This window comes from Enterococcus sp. ZQ21, from assembly GCF_030053755.1.
In the GTDB taxonomy this organism is placed as follows: Bacteria; Bacillota; Bacilli; order Lactobacillales; family Enterococcaceae; genus Enterococcus_B; species Enterococcus_B lactis.
This window is the reverse complement of record NZ_CP125658.1, coordinates 56372-68903: the sequence shown is the minus strand read 5'-3', so window position 1 is coordinate 68903 and position 12532 is coordinate 56372. Positions and strand designations below refer to the sequence as shown.

The 12532-nt window shown below is 39.6% G+C and carries 12 protein-coding genes; 4 read left to right on the top strand and 8 right to left on the bottom strand.

Annotation, left to right across the window (positions count from 1 at the left end):
- Positions 1 to 28: 28 nt before the first annotated feature.
- A complete protein-coding gene (rpsL, locus tag QK255_RS00305; protein ID WP_002294318.1) occupies positions 29 to 442 on the bottom strand; it encodes a 30S ribosomal protein S12 in 414 nt (137 codons plus the stop codon).
- A gap of 318 nt (positions 443 to 760) precedes the next feature.
- On the opposite strand from rpsL, the gene rpiA reads away from it, so the two are divergent.
- The 3 genes from rpiA (at position 761) to gpmA (ending at position 3015) form a co-directional block, all read left to right on the top strand.
- The gene (gene rpiA / locus QK255_RS00300) at positions 761 to 1444 is read left to right on the top strand and encodes a ribose-5-phosphate isomerase RpiA (protein ID WP_002290438.1); all 684 of its coding nucleotides are present in this window, start codon (positions 761 to 763) and stop codon (positions 1442 to 1444) included.
- 132 nt (positions 1445 to 1576) lie between these two features.
- The gene (locus QK255_RS00295) at positions 1577 to 2158 is read left to right on the top strand and encodes a recombinase family protein (protein WP_002290435.1); all 582 of its coding nucleotides are present in this window, start codon (positions 1577 to 1579) and stop codon (positions 2156 to 2158) included.
- Between the two features lie 170 nt (positions 2159 to 2328).
- Positions 2329 to 3015, top strand: coding sequence for a 2,3-diphosphoglycerate-dependent phosphoglycerate mutase (gene gpmA, locus QK255_RS00290; protein WP_002290434.1), 687 nt, complete (start codon positions 2329 to 2331; stop codon positions 3013 to 3015).
- 154 nt (positions 3016 to 3169) lie between these two features.
- On the opposite strand, the gene QK255_RS00285 is transcribed toward gpmA, so the two are convergent.
- Positions 3170 to 4078 (bottom strand): IS982-like element ISEfm1 family transposase, encoded by a 909-nt coding sequence (locus tag QK255_RS00285; protein ID WP_283341563.1) that lies wholly within the window; start codon positions 4076 to 4078, stop codon positions 3170 to 3172.
- Between the two features lie 538 nt (positions 4079 to 4616).
- On the opposite strand from QK255_RS00285, the gene QK255_RS00280 reads away from it, so the two are divergent.
- Positions 4617 to 5483, top strand: a complete 867-nt coding sequence (locus tag QK255_RS00280) for a carbohydrate binding domain-containing protein (protein WP_002291123.1) — start codon at positions 4617 to 4619, stop codon at positions 5481 to 5483.
- Positions 5484 to 5866: 383 nt separating this feature from the next.
- Here QK255_RS00280 and deoD read toward each other — a convergent pair whose 3' ends face one another.
- The 6 genes from deoD to QK255_RS00250 all read right to left on the bottom strand — a co-directional run bounded on the left by deoD (position 5867) and on the right by QK255_RS00250 (position 12343).
- On the bottom strand, positions 5867 to 6574 hold the full coding sequence (gene deoD / locus QK255_RS00275) for a purine-nucleoside phosphorylase (protein WP_002291121.1): 708 nt from the start codon (positions 6572 to 6574) through the stop codon (positions 5867 to 5869).
- A gap of 16 nt (positions 6575 to 6590) precedes the next feature.
- A complete protein-coding gene (locus tag QK255_RS00270; protein WP_002291120.1) occupies positions 6591 to 7409 on the bottom strand; it encodes a purine-nucleoside phosphorylase in 819 nt (272 codons plus the stop codon).
- Between the two features lie 24 nt (positions 7410 to 7433).
- Positions 7434 to 8600 (bottom strand): phosphopentomutase, encoded by a 1167-nt coding sequence (gene deoB, locus QK255_RS00265; RefSeq protein ID WP_002291118.1) that lies wholly within the window; start codon positions 8598 to 8600, stop codon positions 7434 to 7436.
- Positions 8601 to 8698: 98 nt separating this feature from the next.
- Positions 8699 to 9655 (bottom strand): ABC transporter permease, encoded by a 957-nt coding sequence (locus tag QK255_RS00260; RefSeq protein WP_002291116.1) that lies wholly within the window; start codon positions 9653 to 9655, stop codon positions 8699 to 8701.
- On the bottom strand, positions 9655 to 10788 hold the full coding sequence (locus tag QK255_RS00255; RefSeq protein WP_002291115.1) for an ABC transporter permease: 1134 nt from the start codon (positions 10786 to 10788) through the stop codon (positions 9655 to 9657). The genes QK255_RS00260 and QK255_RS00255 overlap by 1 nt, the downstream gene beginning before the upstream one ends.
- Positions 10781 to 12343, bottom strand: coding sequence for an ABC transporter ATP-binding protein (locus QK255_RS00250; RefSeq protein WP_002291113.1), 1563 nt, complete (start codon positions 12341 to 12343; stop codon positions 10781 to 10783). Before QK255_RS00250 ends, QK255_RS00255 begins: the two co-directional genes overlap by 8 nt.
- Between the last annotated feature and the right edge of the window lie 189 nt (positions 12344 to 12532).

The following is a 12532-nucleotide window of genomic DNA, read 5'->3' as shown; positions in this document are numbered from 1 at the left end:
GCAAGTTTCATTTGTTTAATAATTAAAATTAAGCTTTAGGTTTTTTAGTTCCGTATTTAGAACGGCTTTGTTTACGGTCGTTAACACCAGCAGTATCTAAAGCACCGCGAACGATATGGTAACGTACCCCTGGTAAGTCTTTTACACGACCACCGCGTAATAATACAACACTGTGTTCTTGTAAGTTATGACCAATCCCTGGGATATAAGCAGTAACTTCAATTAAGTTTGACAAACGAACACGTGCATATTTACGTAAAGCTGAGTTCGGTTTTTTAGGTGTCATTGTACCCACACGAGTTGCTACCCCACGTTTTTGAGGTGAGTTTACGTTAGTTTGAGTTTTCTTAAAGCTGTTATATCCTTTGTTCAAAGCAGGTGAATTAGATTTTTCCACCTTTGATTTACGAGGTTTACGTACTAATTGGTTAATTGTAGGCATTCCTTGTTTCCTCCTTCCCACGATTTGCGTCTAGTTCCACACATCCAGGTGGTTCTTTTTTTGCGATAAAAAATAAATGCAATGTCTGCATCCTTATCAAATATGCTTTGATAAACAGTCAGCACGTTTCTTCACAGAAACCTGTAGATAAAGCACCTTTGTTAGAATATCACGAATGAAAAAACATGTCAACAAGAGATGCAATTTTTTTTGAAAAAGCTTTATTGCAATAAAAAAGAATGGTATCTTTTTGCCGTAAATCACGCTAAAATAGTGAGGAAAGCACGAAGCTCAAACTAAAAAAAGGTGGATGCAAAGATGAATTTAAAACAATTAGCTGGCATTGAAGCCGCGAAATTCGTAAAGGACGGGATGATCGTTGGTCTCGGGACCGGTTCAACCGCCTATTATATGGTAGAAGAGATTGGTCGCCGTATGCGTGAAGAAGGATTACGTATCACAGGAGTCACTACTTCAAATGCGACAAAAGAACAAGCGGAAAAATTAGGAATACCGCTAAAGAGTATCGATGAAGTCCCAGTAGTCGATCTGACGATAGATGGTGCTGATGAAATCAGTGCTGATTTTCAAGGGATAAAAGGCGGCGGTGCTGCTTTGCTTTTCGAGAAAATAGTCGCTACGTACTCAAAAGAAACGATTTGGATCGTTGATTCTTCTAAATTAGTCCATAAACTTGGGAAGTTCCCACTCCCAGTTGAAGTCATCCCTTATGGCTCCCAACAGCTACTTCGTATTTTTGACGAAAAAGGATTCCAACCTGTTTTGCGTACAGACGAAAACGGCGAAGTCCTAACCACAGATGGTGGTCATTATATCATTGATCTGCATCTAGAAGTTATTGAACAACCAGAAAGCTTAGCTACCTATTTAGATGAACTTGTTGGGGTAGTCGAACATGGACTTTTCCTAAATATGGTTTCAAAAGTTGTTGTTGGCTCAGAAAAAGGTGTTGAGATTCTTGATGCCATCCGCCATAAATAAAGAAAAACTGCTTGATCATCCAATAAAAAAAGACAGCGGAAAATTTGCGAAAAAACTATCTTTTTGACGTACTTTATGCTACATTTTTACTGTTATATCCAGTTAGAAAATCACTGCTAGAAAGGAATCACCATGAAAATCATTGGTTATGCACGCACAACCATAAATGATGTTGATTTAACAACTCAGGTTGAACAATTATCTGACTTTGGTTGTCAAGAAATTTTCCATGAGACATATGAAGTGGAACAAAACGATGCTACTGCTGTTCATTTGGAGTCAGTGATTGCTGACATGCAGCAAGGCGATGCACTAGTCGTCTGCCAACTTCATCGATTGGGCAAATCTACACGGCAATTAACAGAACTTACACAATTATTCAAAGACCGCGGGCTGCACTTGATTAGCATTGATGAAGGAATCGATACGCGCGAAATGGGGAAAATCTATTTCCAATTGATGGAAAACCTGGCAAACATGGAGTGCGCATTGATCAAAGAACGTACATTAGTTGGATTAGATGAAGCTCGTAAAAAAGGAAAAATCGGCGGAAGACCAAAAATCGATGCAAAAACGATCAAAAAAATCCGACGTCTCTATTACGAAAAAAAAGAAACAATCCAATTTATTTCTTCAAAATGCGGTGTTTCAGTTGGAACATGTTATAAATATATCAATTTGCCTGAAAAAGAAATCGAGCAATTATGCATCTAATGCCTAAAAACGAACAGTGCTTTCGCAGCTGTTCGTTTTTTTATCTTCTCTACTCGTTTTCTCATAGAATCTTATCCAATTTTTCGATGGAAATCTCTTCCAAAAAATTGTACAATAAAACAGAACTGAAATTTTCAGAAATATAAACCTATCTTAAAGGAGAGCTAAACATGCCAAAATTAGTTTTTTCTCGTCACGGTCTTAGTGAATGGAATGCATTGAACCAATTTACTGGTTGGGCTGATGTAAACCTAGCACCAGAAGGAATCGAAGAAGCAAAAGAAGGCGGACGCAAAATCAAAGAAGCTGGAATCGAATTTGATGTTGCCTATACTTCTGTTTTAACTCGTGCAATCAAAACATGTAACTTGATCTTAGAATATTCAGATCAACTTTGGGTACCACAAATCAAATCATGGCGCTTGAACGAACGTCACTATGGTAAATTACAAGGTTTGAACAAAAAAGAAACAGCTGAAAAATACGGCGACGAACAAGTACACATCTGGCGTCGTTCTTACGATACTCTTCCTCCATTAATGGAAGAAACTGACGAAGGTTCTGCAGCAAACGACCGTCGTTACGCAATGTTAGACAAACGCGATATTCCTGGTGGCGAAAACTTGAAAGTGACATTAGAACGTGCTTTGCCATTCTGGCAAGATAAAATTGCTCCAGCATTACTAGACAACAAAACTGTTTTAGTAGCTGCACACGGTAACTCATTACGCGCTCTAGCTAAACATATCGAAGGTATCTCTGACGAAGACATCATGGATCTTGAAATCCCAACAGGTCAACCACTTGTTTATGAATTAAATGATGACTTAACAGTGGCTAAAAAATACTACCTATAATAGATACTCTATTGTAAATAAGACAGCCCTCTCACCTCCTATTATTGTAAGAGATGAAGGGGCTGTTTTTTTAGATATTGGAAGACGGTAGTCTTGGCTATCTAATGCGAATGACATCAATTTACATAATAACTACCCGTGGTGCTAGTTAATTTTAATATCCTAAAGAATATCTCAAAGTTCCTTCAAAACGTCGTTGTGCTCGACTTAATAGAACACTGTAAGCCAGTAATATGCTGTCAAATCTACTCTCTAGCCCTTTAACAGAACGTGAGTTGAAATTTTGACAACCTAATTTTTCTAAGGAAGAAAAAACAGTCTCAACTGTTTTTCTTTGTTTTCCAAGTAAGCTGTGGTCTAGTTTTTCTGATTTATCCATGTTTTTACGTGGCGGAACGGATATAGTAATGCCCTTAAGGGCAAGCTTTTCATGGATTTTATGGCTAATATATCCTTTGTCCCCTAGGATATTGGGAAGATTCGCTTCTTCCGATAAAGTCTCTAACACTTTCACGTCATGGACACCTGGATTCGTGATTGAGTAAGTAATCGGAAAGCCAGTCTTAGTAACGATCATATGAATTTTAAGACCATAAAAATAAGATTTTTTTGTTGAGTTATAGCCAACTTTGACTATTTGATTCAATAGTTTTGCTTGTCTATTTCTAACTGGTTTACATAATGGACTAGGAAAACTATCTATAATTCCGACTAGTTCACCTTTGGTGAGCTTCTTGATGAAAAAGTATCGAATAATCTTGATAGTGTAAGCTAAGTTTGAACTTAAGCGAGTGAATCGACTCCTACTAGGAAAGTCACCATTAGGAAATAAGACGGAACAAACCGCTCTATACGTGGCTCTTTGGCTAGTATAGCCATTAATTATGCCCCATATAACACAAGCAATAATCACTGTATCGCGTTGCTTCAGTTGATCAGTATTTCTTCGGTTTTTAATCTTATCTGGTACACAATTGTGGTATATGTTAGAAACAGTTCTCATAATTTCCTTGAATGTTATAAAAGTATCTGTATAATGTTCAGTATATTTTGATGAACGCATATGTAGTCCTCATTTCTTGGGAGTTTTGAGACTACTATATGCGTTTTTTTGTTGATTTACCAACATGTTTAGACATTTTCCTCTAGGAAAAAATTAACTAGCACCACGGGTAATAACTATATGATTATAATAGTAAGTACTGTTTGAATAAACAAAAAATTAAGAGAGAAGGCGTAGCATTGAGAGAAAAAAGAATGTCTGACAATCATTCAGATGTGGAGCGAACATTTTTTGTAGAAACTTATTTAAATTTCATTCTTTTATCCTGTTTCTAAGAGGAAGTTTTCATTTGTATGAGCTATCACCACAACTCTCCATCTTTTCTTATGTTGCTAATAAATGAAGTTTAGATAAAAGTCAACCTTATAAAACTATTTATTTTATCATTTTTTTCTAATGATGAATGTTATATAGAAAAAAGTGTTTACACGACCGCTATTTTCTCGGTTATGATTAATTTGTGAGATACAGACAGACTACACGGCTGCATCTTACAAACAAAATCAAAAAATAAAAATATAGAGTGAGGAGATACAAGATGATCAAAAGTAATTTAAAAACAGTGATGGCAGCAGGTATGGTATTTTTAAGTTTAGGAGGATCCGTTTCGACATTCGCAACAAGTCTATCAACAACTGACTTCGTTAGTACAAGTAAACAGGCCATTGAGCAACAATTGTATATCCATAATGGTGACTTTAATGACGGGTTTGATCATTGGATCACTAGTGGCCAAGAGCCAAATAATCCCACACTTCAAACCGTTAATGGAAATAACTTTGCTTTAGCAAAAAATGGTGAAAATGTTCATCAATATGTGACATTAAAACCAAGTACCACGTATACATTTAGTTATGATGTTGCAGCAAGCGAATCAGCACCAGGACGTGTTGAATTAGGGATCATGAATCATGATGTCGGTTTTGATGTATTAGAACGCAGTGAACATAATAATGAGAACTGGGAACGTGGCAAACTTACTTTTGCGACTCCAGACGATGAAAATACATACCTTATACGATTTGCTTCTACATGGAATGGTTGGGCGAAATATGACAATATCCAAGTGGAAACAGGCGTAACAGAAACAAACATGTTGTCTGTAGGGCGAGAAGGTTCTCAAGCATTTGCTTATTTAACATTGACACCTGAACTTTTTCACAATAATCAAGACAGATGGGTCGTTCACATTGATGGAAGATATCGTTTTGGAACATTTGACGGCACAGCATACTATAGCATTCCAAGAATAGTTGATGGTAATATTCAAGTACGTCACGGAATTCCTGGAAAAGCAGGACAGCGAATAGAAGTATATCGCCTACCAGGACGTCCTGGATCAGGCACCTCACTTGAGCACGCTGTATTATTCGAAACACTTATTATTGATGCAGACTTGATTTAAGTTGAATTTTTCATTCTTCAAGCATCATCACATGAGCAATTGAATGATTAAGGTATTCATCTAGACGAAGCCACCAACAGGAGATGACTCATTTGTCACATCCTGTTGGTAGCCTAGTTCGGAACAGAAAGAGCGTAACTCGCTTCTTTCTGTTCTTTTTTATTTGATTAAGATTGTGCCATTCGTCTGCAATTTAAAAGGAATATCGATTCACATTTTAGACATTCAAATGGTTGACTTTAGAAGGACCCTCGAAGTAACTGAAGCAACGGTTGTCATTGATTTCAGGTTATGTGAGACAGTTTCTGCAAAAAAATGTGACTGCCAAATTTCTATTAATAGAAGTTTAGGCAGTCACACTTTCTTGCTATTTAGCTATTACTTTACCCTTGAATCGCCGTTTCCAATCCTACTTCGATCATTTCATTGAATGTCGATTGACGTTCTGCAGCTGTTGTTTCTTCCCCAGTAATCAAATGGTCGCTAACGGTCATCAAACTTAATGTCTGCACATGGTATTTCGCGCCTAAGTAATAAAGAGCCGCTGCTTCCATTTCCACTCCTAAGACACCAAGTTCAGCTAATTGGAATGTCTCTGTCAAATCATCTTTGTAGAAAGAATCTTCCGAAAGGACATTTCCTACATGAACCGTATAGCCCTTTTCTTTAGCTATCTCATATGCTTTCAGTAATAGATTGAAATCACTGATTGGCGGAAAATGAAAGGCTTGGAAATTTTTTTCGATCATCGAAGAGCTGGTCGCTGCGCCTTGCGCTAGTACTAAATCACGAACATGGACATCTTTTGACAATGCCCCGCATGTACCTACTCGGATCAATTTCTTTACGCCATATGACTGGATCAATTCATGGGCATAGATGGTGGCTGATGGCATCCCCATCCCTGTTCCTTGAACAGAAATACGTTCGCCTTTATATTTGCCGGTAAAGCCTAGCATACCACGGACCTGATTGTAGCAAACTGGTTCTTCTAAAAAAGTCTCTGCAATATATTTAGCTCGCAAAGGGTCTCCCGGAAGTAAAATCTTATCGGCAATCTCGCCTTCTTTCGCTTCGATATGCACACTCATTTTGTTGCTCCTCCTATTACAATAATGTCAATGTTTCTTTAACCAATGCTTTAAAAGATTGTTTGACTCTCTGAGTTGTTTCTACAACTTCTTCATGGCTCAGATTCGCTTGCATGCCTGCTGCTAAGTTGGTAATACAAGAGATTCCTAACACTTTTAATCCGCTGTGAGCTGCTACGATGACTTCTGGAACAGTCGACATCCCTACTGCATCGGCTCCTATTGTCCGAGACATCCGAATCTCAGCAGGCGTTTCATAAGTTGGGCCAGAGTAGCCCATATATACGCCTTCTTTAAGATCCAAACCTAGTTTTTCTGCTGCTGCTTTTGCTGTTGCTTGATAGTCAGGCGTATATGCTTGACTCATATCTGGGAATCTAGGACCCATTTCATCTTCATTCGGGCCGATCAAAGGATTTTCACCAGTAAAATTGATGTGATCGGTAATCAGCATCAAATCTCCTGGTACGAAGGATTCATTGACACCGCCACATGCGTTGGTCACAATGACTGAATGGGCACCTAGTCCGGCCATCACACGTACTGGATAGGTCACTGTTTGCATGGAATGACCTTCATAGTAGTGGAATCTTCCTTGCATGGCTAACACTTTTTTGCCTGCTAGAGATCCGTAAACCAGCTGTCCTGCATGTCCAACTACTGTCGAAACAGGAAAGAACGGGATCTCATCATAAGAAATCATTACAGCATCTTCGATTTCATCTGCTAATTCACCTAATCCTGAACCTAGGATCAAACCAAAATCAATTTCTTTTACTCCTTTATCAAGGATAAACTGGGTCGTTTCTTGTAACATCTCGCTTAACTTGGTCATTTGCTTTCTCCTATTTTAAAAAGATTATTTTAATAATTTTAAGAAGCTTTCGCCATTTTCAGTCGAAGAAACACTAAAGTTCTCAGCAATCGTTGCGGAGATATCAGAATAATACCCTTGAGGCAACGCCCCTTGTTCTTTCATTTTTTTACTGTAGACCAATAACGGTACATATTCTCGCGTATGATCGGTACCAGTAAATGTCGGATCGTTTCCGTGATCGGCTGTAATCATTAGCAAGTCGTCTTCTTCCATGGCTTCAAGCAGTTCTGGGATCCGCAAGTCAAATTCTTCAATCGCATGCGCATAACCGACTACATCCCGGCGATGACCGTATAATGCATCAAAATCTACTAAATTGGTAAAGCTGATACCTGTAAACTCTTTTTTCATAACGTTCAGCAACTGGTCGACGCCATCCATATTACTTTTCGTGCGGACAGATTCAGTGATTCCTTGTCCATTGAAAATATCGTTGATCTTTCCTACAGCAATCACGTCTTTTCCTGCTTCTTTCAAAGAATCGAGGACCGTGTGTCCGAATGGATCCAACGCATAATCATGACGATTGCTTGTTCGTGTGAAGTCTCCTGGTTCTCCCACATATGGACGTGCAATGATTCGACCAATCATGTACGGGTCATCTTTTGTTATATCACGAACGAATTGGCAAACCCGGTATAGTTCTTCTAAAGGAATGATTTCTTCATGTGCCGCGATCTGAAGGACAGGATCAGCAGAAGTATATACGATTAAATCACCCGTTTTCATTTGGTGTTCACCGTAATCGTCAATAACAGCCGTTCCACTATATGGTTTGTTGCATACGACTTTACGGCCAGAAAACTCTTCGATTTGTTTGATCAGATCATCAGGGAATCCGTTCGGAAACACACGAAACGGCGTCTTGATATTCAATCCCATGATTTCCCAATGGCCTGTCATCGTATCTTTCCCTACAGAAACTTCTTCTAATTTCGTCGCATAGCCTTGATGATCTTTCACTGATTCCACACCTTCAAGAGGACGAATCGTTCCCAAACCAAGCTGCTCTAAATGCGGAATGTTCAATCCTGCTTCTTTTGCAATGTGTCCTAATGTATCAGAACCAACGTCACCGAACTTCTCGGCATCTGGTGCTTCTCCAATTCCTACTGAATCCATGACGATCAGATGTACGCGTTTAAACATGATTATTCCTTCTTTCTTTTTATTTTTATTACCTTTAAAACAAAAAGGGCGAGACGAAAAACACTTCCCGTAACCCACCCTTTTTATTCGCTAAAAGATTATTTTGATTTGATATAGTTCTTCCCGTTTGCTTTTGGTCCAGAAGCTTTCCCTAAGAAAACAACCAACACAATGATTGTCAGCAAATATGGAGCAATTTGCAGCAATACTGGTGGAATCGAAGAAATAACTGGTAATTGTGCACCGATGATACTCAAGCTTTGTGCAAAACCAAAGAACAGTGAGGCACCCATTGCGCCTAAAGGATTCCATTTACCAAAGATCATAGCAGCCATGGAGATGAACCCTTGTCCGACGATCGTCCCAGCTGAAAAGTTACCGGAAATCGACTGAGCAAAAACAGCACCGCCCATACCGCCTAACAAGCCTGAAATCAGCACGCCTGAATAACGCATAGCATATACATTGATACCTAATGTATCGGCAGCTTGAGGGTTTTCACCAACTGAACGGAGGCGTAAGCCGAATTTCGTCTTGAAGATGATCACCCAAGCAATGACAGCAATCAAAATTGCACAATAAGCAGGCAAGAATGTATTTTTGAAGAAAATTGATCCAATGACCGGAATATCTGCCAAACCTGGGAAAGAGAAATATCCCAGATTCTGCGTGATGTTATCTGTTTGACCTTTCCCATACCATGCTTTGATCAAGAAAACACCTAAAGCTGGTGCCATCAGATTGATCACTGTACCGCTGATGATATGGTCAGCACGCAAGCTGACTGTTGCTACTGCGTGGATCAAAGAAAATAGGATACCTACGACGCCACCCACTAAAATAGCGATCCATGGCGTCATGGAACCAAGTGAGGGGCTCATCGTCAAGTTGAAAACGATGGAACTAAAAGCACCCATGACCATGATTCCCTCTAACCCTACGTTTACGATCCCGCTGCGTTCAGAAAACGTTCCGCCTAGTGACGTTAGAATTAACGGTGTTGAATAAACCAGTGTTGAAGTAAGAATCAAGGCAATTAATTCGATAGTCGACATTATAGTTCGCCTCCTTCATGGTTTTGATTCGTTGGCTTCGCTTCGATTGTCGCAACGATTTCTTCTTGTTTTTTTCCTTGGAAGAACTTAGCCATGACGAAACGAATCAAGAAATTGATCCCAACAAAGAAGATAATCAGAGCAATCGATACATTGACGATCTCAAACGGAACACCAGCTCCTGTCTGCATGCCAAGTCCGCCGATCTTCAAAATACTGAACAAAATCGCTGATAAAAGAATACCGATTGCTGATCCAGATCCAAGTAAGGAGACAGCCATTCCGTCAAATCCAATAGATAGCGAGGTCGTTTGAACGAAGAAGTTTTGATACGTTCCTAATCCTTCAACCACACCGCCAAGCCCTGCCAAAGCGCCAGAAATGACCATCGACAAAACGATCGTACGTTTACTACTCATCCCTGCATACTCAGAAGCAAAAGGATTCAAACCAACGGAACGGATCTCAAATCCTAAAGTCGTTTTCTTCATCAATAGCCAAACGAAAATAAGCGCGATGATTGCTAAAAACAAACCTGAGTTTACGCGAGAGCCGCCAAAAGCTTGTGTTAACCAAGGTAACCGCAACGATGCATTTTGACTGATCATATTGGAAGAGTCCAAACTTGATCGGTAGCTTTCAGGCATCACTTCATGTAAAGCAAACGTGCTTACGTATAATAAGATATAGTTCATCATGATCGTTACGATCACTTCACTTGTTCCAAAAAATGCTCGTAGCAACCCAGGAACAGCCGCTGCCATCGCACCTGCTAAGGCACCTAGGATCACGCACAATGGAAGCAAAACAACTTTTGGAAGATCTGGAAAAGCAAGTGCCACCCAGACACTGACGATCCATCCGCAAAGCGCTTGTCCAGAAAGCCCGATATTGAAGAACCCAGCTGAGTTAGCTACAGAAAACCCTAATGCTGTAAAAATCAACGGCGTTGCTTGCCTTAATGTTTCACCGATTCCTCTTTGCGAACCAAGAGCTGCATCTAACATAGAAGAATAACCTTGGATGGGCTGAAAACCAAAAGCAGCCATCAATATCGCGCCTAAGATTAATCCTAAAACAACTGAAAGTACAGGCACTAATAAATTACGGAATTTCTCGCTGCGATCATTCATGTGCGCCAGCCCCCTTTTCTAACTCTTTTCGTGCTTCTTCTAAGGTATAGCCCGCCATCAATAGACCTAATTCATTTTCAGATGTTTCTTTCGGATCAACGATCCCGACGATTTCTCCTTCATGGATAACAGCAATACGATCCGAAACATTTAAAATTTCTTCTAATTCGAAACTAATCAATAACACTGCTTTGTATTTGTCCCTTTGTTCGATCAGACGTTTATGAATAAATTCGATCGCACCTACATCCAGTCCACGAGTTGGATTTGCAACGATCAACAGATCAGGATCTCGGTCGACTTCCCGAGCGATGATTGCTTTTTGCTGATTTCCGCCTGATAAAGCTTTTGCAGGAACAAGTTCATTCGTTGTTCGAACATCATATTCTTCGATCAATTCTCTGGCATGTTCATTTATCACTGAATAATTCAGCATACCGTTTTTACTGTAAGGTTTTTGATGATACGTTTGCAGTGCAATGTTTTCAGACAATGTCATATCTAGGACCAACCCGTATTTATGACGGTCTTCTGGCACATGTCCTACACCATGTTCAGTGATCTTTCGAGGTTTTTTATTGGTGATGTCTTCCCCTTTTAGCTTGATATGTCCGCTTTCTGCCTTTCGCAAACCAGTCAAAGCTTGGATCAACTCCGACTGCCCGTTTCCATCGATTCCGGCGATACCAAGTACTTCGCCAGCACGAACCTCTAAGTTCAGGTTTTTCACGGCTTCTAATCCACGATTTTCTTTCACCACTAGATTTTCAATAGACAAAACGACTTCTTGAGGCTTCGCTTCTTTTTTCATCGTTTTGAATGAAACCGTTCTTCCGACCATCATATCAGCTAATTGCTGTGAGGTAACGTCTTTAACGTTGACTGTACCGATTCCTTTTCCACGGCGGATAACTGTACAACGGTCAGCTACTGCTTTGATTTCATCTAACTTATGCGTAATCAAAATGATTGACTTGCCTTCTTTGACTAATTCCTTCATGATCACGATTAATTCATCAATTTCCTGAGGGGTCAATACAGCTGTCGGCTCATCAAAAATCAGTACATCTGCTCCTCGGTAAAGTGTTTTTAAAATTTCTACCCGTTGTTCCATCCCAACTGAAATATCACGAACATAAGCATCCGGGTTGACTGATAATCCATATTGTTCAGAAACTTTTTGGATCTCTTTTCGCGCTTTTTTATGGTCAAGCATCCCTGCACGACTAGGTTCGCTTCCCAACACGATGTTTTCTGTTACAGTAAAGGCATCAACAAGCATAAAGTGCTGATGGACCATCCCAATCCCTAATTGATTGGCTTTTGTCGGGCTTGTGATCTGTACTTCTTTCCCACGCATCAAAATTTTCCCTGATGTCGGCTCTAATAATCCGGAAAGCACGTTCATCAATGTAGATTTGCCAGCACCGTTTTCTCCAAGCAACGCATGAATCTCTCCTGCCTTTACTTGTAAATTGATGTTGTCATTTGCCTTGAATGTTCCAAATTCTTTGGTAATATTCTGCATTTCTATGACAATATTTTCTTGAACCACCTTTTTTTCACATCCTAACGATTTCTATCTAGGGCAACGATTGACTAAGATTCACGCTTAGTGAGCGTTCTTCTTTTGAAACAAACATTACTTCAGGGAGTTGTTCCCTTATCCAAACTGTCTCAAGGCAGTTTGGATAAATGAACAATTCTTGTTCTAATCAAACCATAGCCTTGTCAAACATGTGTC

What these genes read in the sequence shown, in the direction of transcription:
- deoD (WP_002291121.1), bottom strand. Translation starts at nt 6,574, where the DNA reads ATGAGTGTGCATATCGAAGCGAAAGAAGGCGAGATTGCCGATAAGATT.
- rpsL (WP_002294318.1), bottom strand. Translation starts at nt 442, where the DNA reads ATGCCTACAATTAACCAATTAGTACGTAAACCTCGTAAATCAAAGGTG.
- rpiA (WP_002290438.1), top strand. Translation starts at nt 761, where the DNA reads ATGAATTTAAAACAATTAGCTGGCATTGAAGCCGCGAAATTCGTAAAG.
- QK255_RS00280 (WP_002291123.1), top strand. Translation starts at nt 4,617, where the DNA reads ATGATCAAAAGTAATTTAAAAACAGTGATGGCAGCAGGTATGGTATTT.
- gpmA (WP_002290434.1), top strand. Translation starts at nt 2,329, where the DNA reads ATGCCAAAATTAGTTTTTTCTCGTCACGGTCTTAGTGAATGGAATGCA.
- QK255_RS00285 (WP_283341563.1), bottom strand. Translation starts at nt 4,078, where the DNA reads ATGCGTTCATCAAAATATACTGAACATTATACAGATACTTTTATAACA.
- deoB (WP_002291118.1), bottom strand. Translation starts at nt 8,600, where the DNA reads ATGTTTAAACGCGTACATCTGATCGTCATGGATTCAGTAGGAATTGGA.
- QK255_RS00260 (WP_002291116.1), bottom strand. Translation starts at nt 9,655, where the DNA reads ATGTCGACTATCGAATTAATTGCCTTGATTCTTACTTCAACACTGGTT.
- QK255_RS00295 (WP_002290435.1), top strand. Translation starts at nt 1,577, where the DNA reads ATGAAAATCATTGGTTATGCACGCACAACCATAAATGATGTTGATTTA.
- QK255_RS00255 (WP_002291115.1), bottom strand. Translation starts at nt 10,788, where the DNA reads ATGAATGATCGCAGCGAGAAATTCCGTAATTTATTAGTGCCTGTACTT.
- QK255_RS00270 (WP_002291120.1), bottom strand. Translation starts at nt 7,409, where the DNA reads ATGACCAAGTTAAGCGAGATGTTACAAGAAACGACCCAGTTTATCCTT.